This window comes from Streptomyces sp. 8L (assembly GCF_020176795.1).
In the GTDB taxonomy this organism is placed as follows: domain Bacteria; phylum Actinomycetota; class Actinomycetes; order Streptomycetales; family Streptomycetaceae; genus Streptomyces.
On the sequence record NZ_JAIUKE010000092.1, the window covers coordinates 14385 to 33880 of the forward strand.

The following is a 19496-nucleotide window of genomic DNA, read 5'->3' on the forward strand; positions in this document are numbered from 1 at the left end:
TGTGGCCGTGCTGATGGTGCCGGGCCCCGACAAGGAGCCATGGCCGACGCTCGGCCCGCAGGTGTGCGACCTGCTGGAGGAGCGCGCGGTCCACGGCCCCGGGGCCCTGCGCGGACGTGACTACACCCTGGACCCAGAGAAGCGGGCCCTGATCTACCGCTGGTACGAGGTCTACCCGCCCGGTCATCCCCGCGCGGGCAAGCGCCGGTTCAAGCGGATCGGCCTGTCGGTGCGCAAGGGCACTGCCAAGACCGAGCTGGCGGCTGCGGTCGCGTTCGCCGAGCTCCACCCCGAGGGCCCGGTGCGCTGCGACGGGTTCGACGCGGCCGGCCAGCCGGTCGGCGTGCCGGTGTCGGACCCCTACATCCCGATGGTGGCCTACACCGAGGAGCAGACCGAGGAGCTCGCATACGCCGCCCTGTACGTGATGATCACCGAGGGGCACGACGTCGACCTGTTCGACCCGGGCCTGGATCGGATCATGCGGTGGGACGGCGTCGGCAGGGCCGTGGCCCTGGCGACCGCCCCGGATTCCAGGGACGGCGCACGGACGACGTTCCAGCACTTCGACGAGACGCACCGCTTCACGCTGCCGCGGCACCGGGCGGCCCATCAAACGATGCTCGCGAACATCCCGAAGATCATGGGGTTCGACCCGTGGACGCTGGAGACGACCACGACGTACACCCCGGGCGAGGACTCGGTGGCGCAGGGCACGCACGAGTTCGCCGAGCTCGTGCACCAGAAGAAGCTCACCGACCCGTCGCTGTCGTTCTTCCACCGCGAGGCCGCGCCGCGCCCCGGCGAGGACCTCACCGACGCGCAGCAGATCCGCGCGGCGGTGCGCGAGGCGTCGGGCCCGTCGATCGCGGCGTGGCCGGACTTCGAGGGCCAGGTCGACGCGATCGTCAGCCTCTACAACGCCCCTGACACCGACCGGGCGTACTGGGAGCGCGTCTGGCTGAACCGGCGTGTGCAGGCGGGCCGGCAGGCGTTCGACGTCGCCCGCTGGCGCGACCTGGCCCGCCCCGACCGCTCGCTGCCGGCGAAGGGCGAAGCGATCACCGTCGGGTTCGACGGTGCGCAGTTCCGCGACGCCACGGCCCTGATCGCCACAGAGGTGATCACCGGGTTCCAGTGGTCCCTGGGCATCTGGGAGCGCCCTGCGGAGGCCGAGGACTGGGAGTGCCCCGAGGACGAGGTCGACGCGGCGCTCGTGGAGGCGTTCGACCACTGGAAGGTGGTCCGCGCCTACATGGACCCGCCGTACTGGGAGGGCCTGATCAGCACGTGGAAAGGCCGATGGGGCGACCGGCGGATCACCGAGTGGTGGACCAACCGGCCCAAGGCCATGGCCTACTCGCTGCGCAGCTACGCGGGCGCGATGCGCTCAGGAGACCTGACGCACAACGGGGACGCCGTGTACGCGCGGCACGTCGCCAACGCCCGGCGGCGGCAACTCAAGATGCTCGATGAGCAGGGCCAACCCCTGTGGGTCATCGAGAAGGAACGGCACGAGAGCCCACTGAGCATGGACGGGGCGATGGCCGGCTGCATCTCGTGGGAAGCCCGCCTCGACGCGATCAAGAGCGGTCAGGGACGACGCAGGAGGGGAATGGTGATCCGCCGGTGAAGATCTCCGACATGACGCCGGACGACTGGGCCATGTCCCTCAGCCGGGAACTCGACAACGTCACCCCGCACCTGGAGACACTCAATCTCCGGTATGAGGGCAAGCCGCCCATCGCGTTCCTGCACCCGGCCATCGCCGCCGAACTCGGCGAGCGTCTCCAGCAGGTCGTCATCAACTGGCCGCGTCTGGTCGTCGGCGCCCTGGAGGAACGTCTCGACGTCACGGGGTTCCGTGTGCCGGGTGACGACAGCACAGGTACGCGCGGCAAGGAGCTGTGGCGGATCTGGAAGGCCAACCGCATGGCCACGGGCAGCCAGCAGGCCCACGTGGACGCCATGGTGATGGGCCGTTCGTACATCGTCGTCGGCTCCAACCCGGACGATGCGGACACGCCGTTGATGACGGTGGAGTCGCCCCGGCAGATGATCGCCTCGCACGACCCGGCGACGCGGAAGGTCCGCGCGGCGTTCAAGCGCTACGTGGACCGGGACCCGATCACCGGCTCGATCATGGCCCAGTACGGCGCCCTGTACCTGCCGGACGCGACCTACCAGTACAGCCGCCTGGGCAACGGCGCCTGGCAGATCAGCGACCAGGACGAGCACAAGCTGGGCCGGCCGCCGGTCGCGGAGCTGCTGAACCAGCCGCGCATCATGAACCCGATGGGCGCCAGCGAGCTGGCCGACGTCATCCCCCTGGCCGACGCCGCGTCGAAAGCTGCCACGGACATGATGATCTCCGCCGAGTTCCATGCGATGCCGCGCCGGTACGCCCTGGGCTTTTCCGAGGACGACTTCACCGACGAGGACGGCAATCCGCTGAATCGGTGGCAGCAGATCGCCGGGGCCGTCTGGTCGACGGAGCGCACCAACCGGGACGACGGCGTCCAGGTCGGCCAGTTCCCCGAGGCCCAGCTGTCGAACTTCCACTCCACGATCAACCTGCTCGCCCAGCTGGTCGGCTCCCTCTCAGGGCTGCCCGCCCACTACATGGGCCAGGCCACGGACAACCCGCCCTCCGCCGACTCGATCCGCTCCAACGAAGCACGCCTCGTCAAGAGGAGTGAGCGCCGTTGCGGCTCGTATGGAGAAGGGCACGAGGACGCTCAGCGCATCGGTCAGCGCATCGTCACGGGCCGCTGGGAACCGGAGCTGATGGGTCTGGAGACGATCTGGCGCAACCCGGCGACGCCGACCTATGCGCAGATGGCTGACGCGGTCGTCAAGCTCGTCTCGCAGGGCATCCTGCCGATCGAGATGGCGTGGGAGCAGCTGGAGTACTCGCCCGAGCAGATCGCCCGCATGCGGGCCATGCAGGACGACGCCGTCACTCGTGTGACCGAGGCGGACCTGCGGGCCCTGACCACCGCGGCCCCGCAGCCGCCCACGGGCGCCCTTGAGCCCGCGCGCACGGTCCAGTGAGCGCGGGGATCGCCGAGCAGGAGCATCAGGCCCTCGTCACGGCCTACGGACGTCTTCAGCGCATCGCGGAGTCCCGTTCGAGCGCGGCGGCGATGAAGGCGTGGCGGCTGTTGTCCGGCGTCGACCTGGATGGTTCCTGGCAGGAACGCGTCGGGCCCATGCTGGTGCGCATTCTGACGGCCGGGCAGCTGCTGGCCGCGTCGTCCGGGCAGACCTACGTCGACCAGATGGTCGCGGCGGACGGCCTCGCCCCGGACTACGCGGGCGGCGCCGGCCGCGTGCAGGTACGCACCCTGGCCGGGACCGCATCGGACGGGCGAGCGCTCGACACTCTCCTTGAGGAGCCCTTGATCGGCGTCAAGACGCTGATGGCGGGCGGCATGACACTCACGCAGGCCATGTTGCACGGGCAGAACTCGCTGCTGCGCATCATGGCCTCTGAGGTCGCCGACGCCGGGCGGGGCGCCGCCGGGATCGCCATGGCCGCCAACCGCACGGTCACCGGCTACGTCCGCTGCATCCGCCCCGGGGCGTGCGCGCGGTGCGCGATCCTCGCGGGCCGCTGGTACCACTACAACGCCGACTTCGACCGGCACCCCCGGTGCCAGTGCTATGGCGTCCCCTCCACGAAGGGGCGCCGGGGCGCCATCACGAGCCCCACGGCGTACTTCAACGGCCTGTCCCGAACCGAGCAGGGCCGCATCTTCACCCTGGCGGGCGCGCAGGCCATCCGGGACGGCGCGGACATCTACGCGGTCGTCAACGCCCGCCGAAAGGGCTCGCTGTACACCTTCACCGACACGACCGGCCTGCGCCGTCAGGCGACGCGGGAGGGCGCGACGCGGCGCAGCCTGTACCAGCAGCGGGCCCGCCGAGAACAGGGCCTGGTCGACCCGCGCAACCCGCGCAGCGGCCCTCCGGCTGGGCCCCGGCTCACCCCGGAGGCCATCTACCGCATGGCCCGCTCCCGCAGCCAGGTCATCGAACTGCTGCACCGCTACGCCTACCTGTACTGAGCGCCCCGCACCGAGGCGACGCCACTCCGGGCCCGACGCGCACCGCGCGGGCCTCCACCCCGCAATGGGAGATCCCCATGTCCACACCCCCGGCCACCGACCCGAACGCCCCTGCGGCCCCTCCTGAGGGCGAGCCGAACCCCGCAGAGCCGGCGGGCACCACCGACGAGCCCGGCACCGACCAGCTCGGAGACGCCGGTAAGCGCGCGATCGACGCGATGAAGCAGCAGCGCAACGCCGCCCGCGACAGCGCCCGCCCGTGGACGGACCTTGCCGACGAGCTCGGGCTGACGCCGGAGGAGATCCGCGCCAAGCTCAAGCCGGCCGAGCCCGACCCGGCGCAGATGGCCCGCGACGCCCAGCGCGAAGCGGTCCAGAAGGCCAACCGGCGCATCCTGCGCGCGGAGGTCAAGGCAGCTGCGGCCGGCCGACTGCGGGACGCCGGGGACGCGCTGGTCCACCTCGACCTCGACAAGTTCGCTGTCGGAGAGGACGGCGACGTCGACCAGGACGAGCTGAGCGAGGCCCTGGACGACCTCCTGGCGCGCAAGCCGTACCTCGCCAAGGACGACGGGCCCCGAACCCCGGCCCCGGACCCGGCGCAGGGCGCCCGGCCGGACGGCGGCCAGTCCATCGGCCAGCAGATCGCCGAGGCCGAGGCCAAGGGCGACTGGAACACGTCACGACGCCTCAAGCAGGCCCAGATGCTCGCCAACCAGAAAACGAACTGACCCGGGCAGGGGTGACCTGCCCGCGATTCCAAGGAGGACCCGATGCCCGGAATCACCGGCATGGGCACCACGTTCAACCTGCCCAACTACGTCGGCGAGCTGTTCAACGCCTCGCCCGAGGACACGCCCTTCCTGTCCGCCATCGGCGGCCTGACCGGCGGCCGGCCCGCGAACTCGACCATCTTCACCTGGTCCGGGTACGACCTGCGGGACGCGTCCGCGTCGCGGCAGCGCACCGAGGGCGCCGACGCGCCCACCCCCGAGGCGCGGGCCCGCTTCAACGTGTCGAACGTGGTGGAGATCCACCAGGAAGCCGTCACGGTCTCCTACACGAAGCAGGCCGCCGTCGGCCAGTTCGCCTCCAGCGGCTCCAACAACGCCAACGCCGTCGGCCTGACGGGCACGAACGCCGTCACCGACGAGGCCGACTGGCAGCTCGCGCAGTCCCTCAAGCAGATCGCCCGCGACATCGAGCTGTCGTTCCTGACCGGGACGTTCGCGGAGGGCGCCGACAACTCCACGGCCCGCAAGACCCGCGGCCTCCTGTCCGCCATCACGACGAACGTCATCACCAACGCGACGGCCGCCGATCTGACCGACGAGATGGTCCTCACGCTCCTTCAGGACGTATGGCAGTCCGGCGGCATCCAGGAGACCGAGACCGCGACGCTGGTCTGCAACGCGATCGTCAAGCGCAACCTGTCCACGCTGTTCGTCACGAACCGGCGCTACCAGGAGCAGACCCGCAACGTGGGCGGCGTGAACCTCCAGACCCTGGAGACCGACTTCGGCACGCTCAACATCATGCTCGACCGCTACATGCCGACCGACCAGCTCGCGGTGGTCTCCCTGGAGGAGTGCGCGCCGCGGTTCCTGCCGATCCCCGGCAAGGGCTTCCTCTTCCAGGAGCCCCTCGCGAAGACCGGCGCCGCCGACAAGTACCAGATCTACGGCGAGGTCGGCCTGGAGTACGGCAACGAGAAGAAGCACGGCAAGATCACCGGCCTGACCACCAACCTGGTCGCCGCGAACGACGGATCGGACGCGTGATGCCGACGTTCCGCAGCTCCACACACCTCTGCCTGCGCATCGCCGACCTCGGCGTGCGCTTCGAGGACGGCCAGGTCACCACCGCCGCCAAGGACAAGGTCGCAGGTCTGCGGGCCCTGGCCGAGCGCGGCGAGTACGGCATCACCGAGGACGCGCCGAAGAAGCCGGCGGGCAAGGGCGGTGACAGCGATGACGGGGCTGGAACCGCTGGCAACGCCGGCTGACCTCGCAGCCTTCACCCAGCGAGACGACATCCCCGAGGCGAGTGCAACCCTCGCGTTGCAGGTCGCCTCAGGCGTTGTACGGCGCTACACCCGCCAGACCATCACCCGGGTCACGGGCGACAGCGTCGACCTCGCCCCGCGCATGGGCCCGCTGGTCCTGCCGCAGCGTCCCGTCGTAGCCGTCACCTCGGTGACCGTGGACGGGACGCTGCTGACGGACTGGACCCTGCGCGGCAACCAGCTCCACCGGGCCGCTGGGTGGAGCGAATGGGCCACCGTCGTCTACGACCACGGATACGAGGACGTCCCCGGCGACATCCTCGGCATCGTCCTGGGCCTGGCCGGGCAGAGCGTCGCCAACCCGGAGATGCTCCGCAGCGAAGGCATCGACGACTTCAACCGGACCTTCGCGTCCGAATCGCTCGGCGCCGGGACCCTCTCAGCGGACGACAAGGCCGCCCTGCGGGAGTACCGGATACGGGCCGGGACGATCGTTCCCGCCGCCCCGCGCGTCCCCTACGCGCCGCCCCCCTACTCGCCGGCCGTGCCGGGTGTCGGGGAGTGGCGCTGGTGAGCGCGGCCAGCACCGCGGCGGCCGGGCAGCGGGCCGCCCTGGAACTGATGACGGACACCTGCCGGGTGGAGGAAATCGGCGAGGTCGTCACGTCCGACGACGGCACCGACACCCCGTCCGTGTCCCTCGTCTACGAGGGCAAGTGCCGCATCAAGCCCATGGCCCCCGAGGACTCCCCACGCGGCCAGCAGGACGCGGCACCGGCCGGGACATGGCAGTACACGGCCTCACTACCCCTCAGCGCCACACACGTCGCCTACGGGCAGCGGCTGACCGTTCTCACCTCGCTCGATCCGTCGCTGCCGGGCGTGGCCATGAACATCACCACCGCCATCAAAGGCGGCCAGATCACGGCGCGCCGCCTGCGCTGTACGGAGGTGTCCCGGTGAGCGTCATCATCACGGGCCTGCGCGAGGTCGAGACGGCCCTGTCCGGGGCCCCGGCGGTCCTCGACGTGAAGGTCAAGCAGGCCGTCACGGTAACGGCCCGCAAGGTGCGCGACTCGGCCCGGCAGCGGGTCTCCGGATACGCGCACCTGCCCGCCTACCCCTACTCGATCACCTACGACGTCACGGAGTCCGCCGCCGGGGCCGAGGCGGAGATCGGGCCGGACAAGGACCGTACGCAGGGCCCGCTCGGCAACCTGATCGAGTACGGCAGCCGCAAGAACGCGCCGATCCCGCACATGGGCCCGGCCCTGGAGGAGAACGCCGACGACCTCGAAAAGGGCGTCGAGACGGCCGTGACGCAGGCCTTGGGGCTCGCGTGAACGCCACGGGCCTGCTCGTGGACGCCCTGCGTGCCGCGGGGATCGCCACGGGCGACGCTCAGGCCCGCGTGGGAACAACGGACCTGACGGGCCGGTACGCGGTCGTGTGGCCGTACAACGAGCTCGCCGCGAACGGGCCGATCGGCTCCCCGAACCAGGACCGCACGGTAGACCTCCAGGTGACCGCCTGCGGCCCGTCGCGACTCGCCGCCGACCAAGTCGCCGAGGCCTGCCGCACGGTCGCTCTCGCCCTCACCAGGACGCCAGGTCCGGACGGCTACGCGTGGGTCCAGGCCGCGCAGCACATCGGCGGCCAGCCCACCCGCCGCGACACCTCCGTCGACCCCACCACCCCCGAATCGTCGGGCTACTTCAGGGCCGACATCTACCGCTACCAGCTCACCCCGATCGGAGTGGTCACGCCATGAGCGACGACAGCGTCACCCTGACCCATCCCACGCTGCCCGGCAGCCGCTACACCACCACTCGCCAGCAGGCCGAGCAGGTCTGGAAGGCGCGCGGCTGGCAGCCCGCGCCCGATGCCCCGGAAACCGTGGCGGTGTCCGCTGCGGCCACCGACCCGGCGCCGGCGAGGGCCAAAACCGACACCACCGGCCCGGCCGCGTCTTCGGCCGCCAATACCAGCAAGGAGAACTGATGTCCAGGTACGGAACATCGGGCAAGCTCGGGATCTACTTCCTGCCCGTGTGCGCCGACATGTCGGCGCCGACGGTGGAGGAGATCACCGCGGGCGTGTCCCTGCACAACTACGTCACCCGGGACGGCCTCAAGACGCCCAACAGCGGCAACACGGTCGACAGCTCGGTGGTCGGCTCGGACTTCACGACCACGGTCGGCGGTACCCGCGGCGGTGACGCCGCGACCTTGACCTGCCAGCGCGACAGCCTCGGCAGCGCGGACCTCGCGTGGGCCACCCTGACCGACGGGTCGGTGGGGTTCATCGCCGTGGCCCGGCCCGGCTGGAACCAGTCCGTCACTACGGGCATCGGCTCCCCGGAAGCCACGCCGAAGGCCGGCGATCGATGCGAGGTCTACTCGGTGGAGGTCCTCACCCGAGCGATGGCCGACATCGCCGAGAACCAGACCTCGCGGTTCGACGCGCAGCTGCCCATCACCGCCCCGCCGGCCCTCGACGCCGTCGTCGCGGCTGCACCGTCCGGGAGCTGACCTTGACGATTCCTGCAACGTTCACGGGCATCCCGAGCGCCCCGACGACGACCGCCGAACCTGCCGTGAGCGCGGCGACCACGGTGGCCGCGCTGCGCGGCAAGTTCGCGCGGCCGCGCACGAGCGTGCCGCTCTATCTCGACGGCGGTGCGGTCGCCGAGGCGGCCGGCCTCGAACAGATCCTCACCCGGGCGCGCGAGGCGGACGAGATGTCCAACGAGGACCCGACAGCGCCTGCCATCGAGCAGCAGCTGCTGGACGCACACGAGCGGGCCGAGGCTTCGCGTGTGGACTTCGAACTGCAGGCGCTCACCCACCGCGCGTGGGCCCGTATGGTCGCCGAGCACCCGCCCACGCCCGACCAACTCGCCGACGCGCCCGTCTCCGCGAAGCCCGACTTCAACGTCGACACCCTTCCGGGCGCCCTCGTCCGCGCTCAGCTCCTGCGCCCCGACCCCGGCACCGAGCAGGAGTGGAGCGAGTTCTGGGACGACCTGTCTGACGGGCAGATGGCGCAGCTGTGGGGCAACGCGTACGCCTTGCAGACGCGGGATGACGGCAGCCTGGGAAAATCGGAGATCGTGTCCGAGATTCTGCGGAGCTACGCAGGCAGCTGAGCTACTGCGTCCCCCGCGGCATCCCCTACTCGGTGTTCATGGGCCGGGTCGCCATGCCGGGTGACCCGGTCTGGACCGAGGAGGACACGCTCCTCGCCCTGGAGTACACGGACTGGGCCGGCCAGATCTGCCCCGGCTGTGGCCATCACCTCTCCGAGTCCACGCACCCGGACAACGAAGACGCCTATGCGACGCGTGACCAGGTCTGTTTCGCGTGCGAGGCGAAAGAGAAGCACGTCCAGGCGCTGCAAGACCCGGACCGGAACGCTGTCACCGCGGGTCGAAAGATCGGGGTCGTCCGCCGGGGCGACGACAACTGAACAGAAGGGGCGCCATGTCGACCCGTACCGTCCTCGTGCGCGTCACCGCGGACACCGCCGGGTTCACCGGTCCGATGCGGGCCGCCACGGCGACCGCCGACACGTTCGGTACCGCGGCCACCCGCAGTGGGCGCGGCGTGCGGACCCTGGCCGGGGAGAGCGCCGCCGCGCGCAGCGCGCTGGCCGGAGTCCGGGAAGGCGCCACCGGTGCCCGCGGTGGCCTCACGGCGGTCGGGGAGGGCGCTACCCGTGCCGGTACGGGGCTGCGGGGCACCACCACGGCCGCCGCCGGGGCCCGTCGCGGAATGAGCGACCTCACGGGCTCCGCACGGGGCGCGACCACCGCACTGGGCCGGATCGGCTCCGAGGGCGAACGGTCCGTCGGCCGACTGCGTACCGCCTTCTCGCATGCCGTCTCCATGGCGGGCGAGCTCGGGCTGATCCTCGCCGGGGGCGCGATCTTCCGGGGCACGGAGAACCTCGTCGAAGAGGGCAACGCCTACAACGACGCGATGAACAAGTTCTCCGAGGTCACACGGGCGTCCGGCGGGGACATGAACGCGGCGGCCAAGGAGGCACAGTCTCTCGGTTCGGACCTCAAGCTGCCGAAGGCGAACGCGGAGGAAGCCGCGGACGCCATGGTGGAGCTCGCGAAGGCCGGCCTGTCGGCGCGGGACTCCATCACTGCGGCCCGAGGCACGATCCAGCTGTCGTCGGCGGCCCGTACCGACGTCGGGACGGCGGCCCGGATCGAGGGTGACGCCCTGGACCAGTTCGGCCTGAAGGCGTCCGACGCGACGATGGTCGCGGACACCCTCGCGAACGTCGCGAACAACACGTCGGGCGAGCTCACCGACCTCGCGTACGCCCTGAAGTATGTGGGGCCGACCGCGCACAGCATGGGCGTCTCGATCCAGCAGGCGACGACCGCGATCGGTCTGCTCGGCAAGTCCGGCATCATCGGCGAGACCGCCGGTACCGCCCTGCGCTCGGCGCTGGTCAACATGTCCAAGCCGACCGCGCAGATGAAGAAGGGGCTCAAGGAACTCGGTGTCCAGGCCTACGACTCCCAGGGCAACTTCAAGGGCCTGGAGTACGTCGTCGGCAAGCTCCACGACGCGCAGGAGAAGCTGACCACCCAGCAGTTCACCGCTGCGGCGGCGATGGCGTTCGGGAAGCCCGCTCTGTCCGCCGTCACGGCGCTGGCGCACCAGGGCACGCAGAACTTCGACGCCATGGCCACGGCTGTCGGCCGGCAGGGCGGTGCGGCTGCTCTCGCGGCTGCGGAGTCCAAGGGCTTGGGCGGCGCGATGCGCGGCCTCGGCAAGGAACTGTCCTCGACGTTCCTCCAGCTGTACCTGGCGGGCGCCCCGGCGCTGGAAGGCATCACCCGGGGCCTGTCGGGCGGGGTCGCGAAGGCGCTGCCGGTCCTCAAGCGCGGTATCAAGACCGCCGAGGACCTGTGGGACATCTACGGGCCCGGCGTGGAGGACAAGCTCTCCCACGCGGCCGGAGGCGTGGAGTCGGCGGCTCGCAGCATGGTCAAGCCGGCCGAGGAAGCCGTCACCAACCTCGTCACCGACGTGGCGCCGCTGGCCGCGACCATCGGCGTCGACCTGGCCAAGTCGTTCCATAACGTGGAGGATGCCTCCGCGCCGGTCGTCTCCGGCGTGAAGGACATTTTCCACTCGATCACCAGCGGCGGTGGCGCGCTTCAGACGTTCGACGGCCGCCTCCAGGTCGCCGTCACCGCTCTGCAGAAGGTCACCGACGAGGCGACCGACATGACGGGCGGCCTGCGACCGGTAGGCGGTCTCCTCGGGAACGTCGCGCGCGGATTCGCGTCCCTTCCGGGCCCCATCCAGCTGTCCGTCCTGGGCATGCTCGCGATGCGGCCCTTCCGCCCGCAGATCCAGGCTCTACAGTCGACCGTCAACGGCTACGGCCGCACGGCCGTGACCGCGTTCCGCGGCATCGGCGACGCAGCGACCTACCAGCGTGTCCTCGCCGCAGGTGCGGGACAGGAACTCAGCCGCTACGGCGGATACGTCGCCGAACTTGAGCGGCGCAGCCCAGCAATGGCAGCGTTCGGCAACGCTCTGCGCGGCGCGTCAGAGGAACTTCCTCGTGACGCTTCCCGCATGCAGGTCACGGCTTCCCGGATGGGCACGGCGTTCCGTAACGCCACGGTGTCCCTTCCGGAGGATGCCACCCGTGTGCAGCGCTTCAGTTCCACTCTTCGGGGCGTCTCGGCCGCTGGCGCGGTCGGCGCGCTGAACGGGGTGAAGGCCGCCGGGCGGGGCCTGCTCGGGGTGATGGGCGGCCCGTGGGGCATCGCCATCACCGGTGCCTTCGCGATCATGGACGTGTTCGCGCAGCACCAGCAGGCTGCGAAGCAGTCCGTGGAGGACTTCACCAGCTCCATCCAGAAGGACTCCGGTGCCCTCGGCGAGAACTCGCGGGCGCTCGCGGCGCAGAAGTTGCAGTCCGCCGGCGCCTTCGACACGGCTCGCCAGTACGGCATCGCACAGGGCACCGTCGAATCCGCCGCCCTCGGCAGCAAGAGCGCCCTCGAACAGGTCAACGCGGCGTTGCAGAAGAACGCCACGTACACCGCGTACAGCAACCGCGGCGACGAAGAACTCGGCCGCGGGCACCAAGCCCTGTACGGCGACGCGAAGAAGCTCCTGGGCACCATCAACGACACGTCCGGCGCGGTCGGCAAGGCCACGCAGGCGTACAAGAACGAGGCGGCGGCCACCAGGGACGCCGGTAAGACCGCAGCGGATGCCACGGACCCGACGCAGAACCTGAAGGACGCGATCGACGTCCTCGGGAACTCGGCATCCAGCGCCGAGGACAAGGCCAACGCCCTGCACACGGCCCTTCAGCTGCTGTCCGGCGGCGAGCTGGACCAGCAGGCCGCGATCTCGCAGCTCAACGGCTCGATCCAGGACATGAACGACGCCTGGACCGGGACCATCGACAAGTCCAAGGGCTTCGGTGCCTCCCTGATCTCGTCGGACGGCTACCTCGACACGACGAAGGAGAACGCGAAGAAGCTCTCCGACCAGCTCACCGCGATCGGCAGCAGCGCAGCCACGGCCGCATCGTCCACCTACGACTTCGCCCGCAAGAACGACGAGTCGGTCCCCGCGGCCCTGGCCAAGGCCGAGGGCGCGATGCAGTCGGCCTACGACGCGGCCGTCAAGGGCGGCGAGAAGCTCGGCATCCCGACCGAGAAGGCGCAGAAGCTCGCGGCGCAGATGGGACTCATCCCCTCCAACCTGGCCCTGACGCTGGATCTCAAGGGCGTGGACCAGTCCACCCGGGACCTGCTGTACGTAAAGGGTCTGGCGGAACACCTGCCGCAAGGGCAGTCCATCAAGGTCCAGGCCCTGACCGACGACGCGGTCAAGCAGCTGACCGCCCTCGGCGTCAAGGTCGACCGAATCCCCGGCGGCAGGGTTATGCAGATCACCGCACCGACGGCGAAAGCCCAGGCCGCACTGGACCAGCTCATCGCGAAGAAGCTGGGCAGCAAGACCGTCCAGGTCGACGCGGACACCGCGAAAGCGATCTCCCAGCTCAACGGCGTGCAGTCGAAGGTCGCCACGACGAAGGGCAAGACCATCACGGTCAGCGCCCTGACCGGCACGGCCGTCAAGGCGCTGGAGAACGTCGGCTTCAGCGTCAAGCATCTGTCCGGCAAGCGGCTGTCGATCACCGCTCCGACCAGCACGCCAATCAGCAACGTGGGCGCCCTGCAACGCGCCATCAACGGCCTCCACGGCAAGAGCGTCACCAACACCATCACGACCAGCTTCCGGACCAACGGGAAGCCGGCCGCCGGGCCGTGGTCCTCCGGCTACGTGGCCAACGCCCGCGGGTCGATCACGAACTACTACGCGAACGGCGGCATCACCCGATACGCGGCTGGCGGCATGAACGAGCAGCATGTCGCGCAGATCGCCCCGGCCGGCGCGTGGCGCCTGTGGGCCGAGCCGGAGACGGGGGGCGAGGCGTACATTCCGCTCGCGCAGTCCAAGCGCACCCGCTCCCGCGCGATCACCGACGAGACCGTGCGCCGCCTCGGGGGAAAGGGGGTGGCGTGGGCGGACGGGGGATTCTCCTACACCCCGACCACGCCCGGCAGCATCGGCGTGGACGACGCCCGCAACCGCTTCGACACCCTCGCGGGGAAGCTGCGGGATGCCTGGTCGGCGTACAACGACGCGGTCAAGAACCTCAACGAGGTCAAGAAGGACAAGAAGTCCACCGCCTCGCAGCGCAAGGCGGCCCAGACCAAGGTGAACTCGGCCTACTCGAACGTGAAGTCCGCCGACGTCGCCCTCGGCCTCAAGGCGGGCGCCAAGACGCCGACCATGCTGAACCTCACCGCATACCAGAAGCAGCTCACCGCCACCGCCACGGCCACCGACAAGTGGCGCGGCAACCTGACGAAGATCGCGAAGAAGGGAGGCACCGAGGTCGAACAGCTGCTGGAGAGCATGGGCACCAGCGGCTACAGCCTCGTCAACGAGCTGGCAGGCGCCTCCACGAAGCAGTTCAACGACATCGTCGCCAAGCTGCTCAAGGTCCAGGGCGTCGCCAAGGCGACCCTGGGCGACTTCACCACCCAGATCAGCGCCGCGACCAGCAGCAGCAAGACGTTCCAGACCAACCTCCTCAAGCTCTCCGCCCTGGGCTACGGCGACCTCGCCAACCAGCTCGCCGGGCAGGGCGACCAGGCCGCCATGGACCTCGCGGCGTCCGCGGTGAAGGACAAGGCGTCCGCGGCCAAGGCGAACGCTGCGGCGAAGGCCAACGCGGCGCTGTTGTCCAGCGACGACCTGACGAACGCGACCAGCCTCCTGTCCTTCCTGCGCGGTCACCCGGGCGCGGGGATCGCGGACGTGCTCGCGTCGGGCCTGGACTGGGACACCGTGCAGGCCCTCGCGCCGAAGATCGCCTCGCAGATCAAGGGCGTCAACGGGTCCGGGACGTTCGTGTCGCAGCTGCGGGGTCAGGGCGTCGCGATGGCGCAGGGCGGTATCGCCCCGGACGGTGCGAACGTCCTGTTCGCCGAACACGGCACGGGCGGCGAGGCGTTCATCCCGCTCGGGGTCGCGCATCGGTCCCGGTCGACGGGAATCCTGTCGTCGGTCGCGGGGATGCTCGGCTACCAGCTCACCCCGGTCGGCTCCGTGTCCCACCGGAGCGCCGGAGGCGGCCAGGGCGGCGACTACCGCACCTACAACGTCACGTTGAACGGCGCGGGCCAGACCACGGCCGAGCAAGCGCAGGACGTGGCCCGGCACATGGCGTTCGTCGGCTGACAGGAAGGGGGGGGGACCATGGCGGGACTCGCGCCGGGCACATCGCTCGGGGGACTGGTACACCAGCTCGGTGACATTCGGTTCAACGAGGTAGCCCCGGACGGCGTGTACTGGTACCTGGCGACCAACGACGGCTGGGACAGCCCTGACGTACGCACCACGCTCACCGCCAGGGAGGCGGACCACGGTTCGTGGATGGGTCCCGTCTACCTGGCGGAGCGCGTCATCACCCTGGCCGGCAAATTCCGAGCCCCTGACCCGGCAACCGTCGACACAGCAATCGCACAGCTGAAAGCGGCGGCCGGCCTGCACGACACGACGTTGACCGTGTTCGAGTCGACGCCGCGCCAGGCCACCGTCCGCCGCTCGGGTAAACCGCTGATGCAGCGCCTCACCTCCCGAGTGGTCGACTGGTCGGTGCAGGTCACCGCGCCGGACCCGCGGCTGTACGCGACGACGGAGACGACGGCGGCCCTGCGCCTGCCGTCCGTCTCCGGCGGCCTCACGCTCCCGATCGTGTTCCCGTTCGAGATCGACGCGACGGTGGTGCCCGGGGACGCGGCCGTGATCAACGAGGGCAGCATCGACGCCCGGCCGACGATCCGCATCGATGGGCCCGTCTCGCAGCCCCTCGTCGTCGTGACCGGCCCGGACGGGAGCACGGCGTCCCTGCTGTACGGCGGGGACATCGCGGCCGGCGACTGGCTGGAGCTCGACACCGACGCCCACACCGCCTACTACAACAACACCGCCTCGCGGCGGGCCCTGGTCTCCGGGGACTGGCCGGTCCTGCCGCCGGGCCAGTCCACTGTCAGCTTCCGCGCGGGCGCCTACTCGGACACGGCCGTCTGCACCCTCACCTACCGATCCGCATGGGAGTGACTCCGCTGTGACGATCACCGCGTTCCCCATCAACGCCGACAGCGGCGCCCCCTCCTACAGCAGCCAGGCGTTCAGGCAGGCCCTCGCCGCGCTCATCAGCCCCGGCGCCACCGGCCTGGCCGTCCAGCCCGGCTCCCGCCCCGGCGCAGGCCTCGACACCAGCGTGTCGGGCACCACCGTGTCCGTCTCCCCAGGTGTTGCCGTCGTTCAGGGCGGCTCCAGCAACACCCAGGGCCCGTATGTCCTGTCCTGCGACGCGGTCGTCACGAAGACCCTGGCGGCGGCCAACGCCACCAATGCGCGTGTCGACCTCGTGTATGCGCGCATCAGGGACACGGACGCCGACGCGACCGGCGCGCGGGACGGCGACGTCATCCTGCTGACCGGCACCCCCGCCGCCTCACCGATCGCGCCGACGCCCACCGACGCCACGTTCGTCATCCTCGCCACCATCTCGGTGCCCAAGAGCGGCGGCGGCAACCCGGTCGTCTCCACCGCGACCCGCCCCTACACGGCGGCGGCCGGCGGCCTCACCGTCGGACAGGTCGCGCCGCCGGCCCCGTATCTCGGGCAGCTGTGGGACTCGGGGGACGGCACACGACGCTGGGACGGGACACGCTGGCGTTACCTCGTACTTGAGCCGAAGGTGACTCAGCAGATCAGTGAGCCGCCGTACGCGGCGGCTGCCGACTTCGTGCTCTTCACGAGCGCGGCCTGGCCGCCGCTCACGTTCACCGTGCCGCCGTCGGGCTCTGTGTGGGTCTCTGTGTCCGGTTCGCTTCAGAACACGGCCTCGCTCACCTCTACAGCCTGGATGTCGTGGGCAGCTACCGGCGGCTACACCGAGGCAGCGGGCAACCAGAACGCCCTGGCCTGCGCGGGGTCGCGCGTGTACGCGACGCGGCGCGTCCTGCGCACCGGGCTGACGCCGGGTGTGCGCGTGACGCTGACGCCCGCCTGGGCTGCCTCGGCGATCGGTACGCCGCTGACGGACACGCGGATCGACTCCGGGCAGCTGATGGTGGAGCCGATCGCATGACGATGCCGCAGCGGCCTGTCGTCCTGGCGTGGTACGGCTGCGATCTGGCCTCCGGGCAGATCATCGAGGAACTGCGCTCCATCACCGTCTCCCAGCCCCTGACGGGCAAGCTGTGCGCGTCCTCGACGTCTTTGGTGTCGCTGGCGCTCGACGGCGCGCCGCGCGGCTGGGAGGCCGCTACGCAGCAGGGCCGCACCATGCTCGTCGCGGTGGACACCCTGACCGGGAAGCCGATCGGCGCGTGGCTCACGCTGACCCGCGCGGGCGGCTCCGACCCGGCCGTCGACCTCGGACTCGTCTCGCCTGAGGGCTACTTCGACCGCCGCTACACCGGCACCTACACCGGCGCCGACGACCAGGCCGCGATCCTCACCGGCACCGGCGCCGCCCTGATGGTGTCGGCGCCGCCGTTCGTGTTCGACGCGCAGGCGACCGGCACGAGCCAGACCTACAGCGTCTCGGACGGCGACGACCGCACTGTCCTGTCCGTATGGCAGGAGATCACCGACGCGGGCGGCCCCGAGTGGACCGTCGGCTGCCGCTGGAACAGCACGAACACCGGGTTCGTGCTGCCGGTCCTCATCCGCCCGCGAGTCGGCACCATCACGAGCACCCCTGACCCGGTCTTCGACCTGCCCGGCTGCATCAGCCAGTACACGCTCACCGAGTCCTACGAGACCGGCAAAGGCGCCACGAGGGTTACGGAGTACGGCACGGGCGAGGGCGTCTCGCGCCTGCGCTCCGACATCCTGACCGCCGATGACCTGATCGCCGCCGGGTACTGCCTGTTCGAGTACCGGGGCACCCCCGCCGACGCGGCCACCGACCCTGTCCAGCTCACCGCCACCGCCCGCACCGACCTCGCAGCCATGCGCACTGGCTCCGCCGTGTGGGCCGTCACCGCAACAGCGAGCCAGGCCCCGCGCCTCGGGCGTGACTTCGGTCTCGGCGACAGCATCGGCGTCCAGGTCCGCACCTCGCCCCGTCACCCGGACGGCGCCTCCACGGTGGCCCGCTGCTGGTCGTGGACCCTCGACCCCGGCGCCGACCAGATCAGCCCCATCCTCGTGGAGGACGACGACACCTGATGCCCAGACAACTCCGCCAGTTGCCGCCCGACGTAACCACCCTCGCCCGCGAGGTTGCCGACCTGCGGCGTCAGGTGCGCGAACTGCGGGCCTCGCGCCGCCTGGAACACTCCTCGATCAGCCAGGGCGCTCTCACCATCACCGACCCCGACGGCACCGTCCGCGCCATCCTCGGTCACCAGGACGACGGCAGCGTGGCCCTCGTCTCCGTCGGCGGACCGCCGCCGGGCGCCCCGTCCCCACCGGTGGTCACGCCGTCGCTGGGGGGCCTGTCCGTCGTCTGGGACGGCACCCTCGCCGACGGCAGCACACTGCCCGCCGACTTCGACCACGTCGCCGTCCACGTGTCGACATCGTCCGGCTTCACGCCGTCGGCCGCTACGTTCGCCGGCACCATCACCCGGGCGGGCGAGGGCGGCCGGCTGCCCGTTGTCCCCCTGCCGTATCAGACAACCTACGTGCGGCTCGTCGGCGTCAACACGGGCGGCATCGACGGCCCAGCCTCAGCACAGACCGCGGGCGTTCCCGCGCAGGTCGACGGCCCGGACCTGACGGCCGGATCGGTCACCGCCGTAGCGATCGCCGCGGGCGCGGTCACGGCGGACAAGCTGGAGGCGATCCTCGCCCTGGTGACACGGCTCGTGGCCGGAGACCCGACCGGGGCCCGCGTCGAGCTCAACGGCGATGGCCTGCGCGTCTACAACAACACCGGCGCCTTGACCGTGAGCTTCGACGGGGCGAGCGGCAACGCCGCGTTCACCGGCACCATCACCGGGTCGGACATCAGCGGCGGCACCATCACGGGCACGCTCGTACAGACCGGGACCGGCGCACAGCGTGTCGTCCTCAACCCCGGGACAAGCGGCGGCCAGCCGCCCTCCCTCGACATCTACACCGGCGCCACGGGAGAAGCCACCCCCGGCCGTGTCATCGCCGCTTTCGGCGGCGACGGTGCCGAGGTCATCCTCGCCTCGCCCCAGATCGAAGACGGCCCTCAGGCGTATGCAGGAGTCGCCGGCACCGACCACCCGATGGGATACATGCTCGCCGACGGCGTCCACCTCCAAGTCGGCGGCTACAACCACCTGATCGACCCGCAAGCCGTCCTCGCCGGGCTCCAGGTGACGATCAACAACACGGAAGCCCTCCGTCTGGACGCTGCCGGCCTCAGCGTGGCAGGTCGGCCCGTCCCCGTCCCACAGCCACCCATCACACCCACATACGCGGCGTGGACGACACCCCAGAACACGACCTACCAGACCCTGCGCCTCATCCCCGACGGCGTCCGGGTCTGCCTCGACGGAAGCGCATCCACCACAACCGCGTTCACCGGCTCTCAGACCGCGTTCACCGTGCCGCCCGAACTGTGCCCGAAGAAAGACCACTACCTCGGCCTGGTACGGGCCACCAGCGCAGACCCGCGTGTCATCGGCTGCCGCATCCAAGCCTCCGGCACCGTCACCGTCTACGCCAGCACCACCGTCGCCACCACCGACACCTGGGATTTCACTGACATCTCCTGGACCCTCATCTGACCGGCCGCACGCCCCCGCCCCGCGCCAACCGGCCGGGACCCGCCCATCTCCTGGAGCCACCGATGATCCT

General features: G+C 70.6%; 19 protein-coding genes. All 19 read left to right on the top strand.

Annotated elements, in window-relative coordinates; all coding sequences use genetic code 11:
- Position 1 precedes the first annotated feature (1 nt).
- Complete coding sequence (locus tag LCE31_RS09755) at positions 2 to 1633, top strand: terminase (protein ID WP_225013739.1); 1632 nt, start codon at positions 2 to 4, stop codon at positions 1631 to 1633.
- On the top strand, positions 1630 to 3054 hold the full coding sequence (locus LCE31_RS09760; RefSeq protein ID WP_225013740.1) for a phage portal protein: 1425 nt from the start codon (positions 1630 to 1632) through the stop codon (positions 3052 to 3054). The genes LCE31_RS09755 and LCE31_RS09760 overlap by 4 nt, the downstream gene beginning before the upstream one ends.
- Entirely contained in the window at positions 3051 to 4070 is a 1020-nt protein-coding gene (locus tag LCE31_RS09765) for a VG15 protein (RefSeq protein ID WP_225013741.1), read from the top strand. The genes LCE31_RS09760 and LCE31_RS09765 overlap by 4 nt, the downstream gene beginning before the upstream one ends.
- A gap of 77 nt (positions 4071 to 4147) precedes the next feature.
- Positions 4148 to 4801 (top strand): hypothetical protein, encoded by a 654-nt coding sequence (locus tag LCE31_RS09770; protein WP_225013742.1) that lies wholly within the window; start codon positions 4148 to 4150, stop codon positions 4799 to 4801.
- A gap of 42 nt (positions 4802 to 4843) precedes the next feature.
- Positions 4844 to 5851 carry an SU10 major capsid protein gene (locus tag LCE31_RS09775; protein ID WP_225013743.1) on the top strand — a complete coding sequence of 336 codons (1008 nt, stop codon included), beginning with the start codon at positions 4844 to 4846 and terminating at the stop codon, positions 5849 to 5851.
- The gene (locus tag LCE31_RS09780; RefSeq protein ID WP_225013773.1) at positions 5848 to 6075 is read left to right on the top strand and encodes a hypothetical protein; all 228 of its coding nucleotides are present in this window, start codon (positions 5848 to 5850) and stop codon (positions 6073 to 6075) included. The genes LCE31_RS09775 and LCE31_RS09780 overlap by 4 nt, the downstream gene beginning before the upstream one ends.
- On the top strand, positions 6041 to 6649 hold the full coding sequence (locus tag LCE31_RS09785) for a hypothetical protein (protein WP_225013744.1): 609 nt from the start codon (positions 6041 to 6043) through the stop codon (positions 6647 to 6649). The genes LCE31_RS09780 and LCE31_RS09785 overlap by 35 nt, the downstream gene beginning before the upstream one ends.
- Positions 6646 to 7038, top strand: a complete 393-nt coding sequence (locus tag LCE31_RS09790) for a DUF6093 family protein (protein WP_225013745.1) — start codon at positions 6646 to 6648, stop codon at positions 7036 to 7038. The genes LCE31_RS09785 and LCE31_RS09790 overlap by 4 nt, the downstream gene beginning before the upstream one ends.
- Positions 7035 to 7418: a hypothetical protein gene (locus tag LCE31_RS09795; protein ID WP_225013747.1), complete on the top strand. Its 384-nt coding sequence runs from the start codon at positions 7035 to 7037 to the stop codon at positions 7416 to 7418. Before LCE31_RS09790 ends, LCE31_RS09795 begins: the two co-directional genes overlap by 4 nt.
- Positions 7415 to 7846, top strand: coding sequence for a hypothetical protein (locus LCE31_RS09800; protein WP_225013749.1), 432 nt, complete (start codon positions 7415 to 7417; stop codon positions 7844 to 7846). The genes LCE31_RS09795 and LCE31_RS09800 overlap by 4 nt, the downstream gene beginning before the upstream one ends.
- On the top strand, positions 7843 to 8076 hold the full coding sequence (locus tag LCE31_RS09805; RefSeq protein WP_225013751.1) for a hypothetical protein: 234 nt from the start codon (positions 7843 to 7845) through the stop codon (positions 8074 to 8076). Before LCE31_RS09800 ends, LCE31_RS09805 begins: the two co-directional genes overlap by 4 nt.
- The gene (locus tag LCE31_RS09810; protein ID WP_225013753.1) at positions 8076 to 8606 is read left to right on the top strand and encodes a phage tail tube protein; all 531 of its coding nucleotides are present in this window, start codon (positions 8076 to 8078) and stop codon (positions 8604 to 8606) included. The genes LCE31_RS09805 and LCE31_RS09810 overlap by 1 nt, the downstream gene beginning before the upstream one ends.
- A gap of 2 nt (positions 8607 to 8608) precedes the next feature.
- Positions 8609 to 9223 carry a hypothetical protein gene (locus tag LCE31_RS09815; protein WP_225013755.1) on the top strand — a complete coding sequence of 205 codons (615 nt, stop codon included), beginning with the start codon at positions 8609 to 8611 and terminating at the stop codon, positions 9221 to 9223.
- Positions 9224 to 9261: 38 nt separating this feature from the next.
- Complete coding sequence (locus tag LCE31_RS09820) at positions 9262 to 9543, top strand: hypothetical protein (RefSeq protein WP_225013757.1); 282 nt, start codon at positions 9262 to 9264, stop codon at positions 9541 to 9543.
- Positions 9544 to 9557: 14 nt separating this feature from the next.
- On the top strand, positions 9558 to 14882 hold the full coding sequence (locus tag LCE31_RS09825) for a phage tail tape measure protein (RefSeq protein WP_225013759.1): 5325 nt from the start codon (positions 9558 to 9560) through the stop codon (positions 14880 to 14882).
- An 18-nt stretch (positions 14883 to 14900) separates the two neighbouring features.
- On the top strand, positions 14901 to 15764 hold the full coding sequence (locus LCE31_RS09830) for a phage distal tail protein (protein WP_225013761.1): 864 nt from the start codon (positions 14901 to 14903) through the stop codon (positions 15762 to 15764).
- Between the two features lie 7 nt (positions 15765 to 15771).
- Positions 15772 to 16803 (top strand): hypothetical protein, encoded by a 1032-nt coding sequence (locus tag LCE31_RS09835; RefSeq protein ID WP_225013763.1) that lies wholly within the window; start codon positions 15772 to 15774, stop codon positions 16801 to 16803.
- Positions 16800 to 17891, top strand: a complete 1092-nt coding sequence (locus LCE31_RS09840) for a hypothetical protein (protein ID WP_225013765.1) — start codon at positions 16800 to 16802, stop codon at positions 17889 to 17891. Before LCE31_RS09835 ends, LCE31_RS09840 begins: the two co-directional genes overlap by 4 nt.
- On the top strand, positions 17891 to 19426 hold the full coding sequence (locus LCE31_RS09845; protein WP_225013767.1) for a hypothetical protein: 1536 nt from the start codon (positions 17891 to 17893) through the stop codon (positions 19424 to 19426). Before LCE31_RS09840 ends, LCE31_RS09845 begins: the two co-directional genes overlap by 1 nt.
- Positions 19427 to 19496 lie beyond the last annotated feature (70 nt).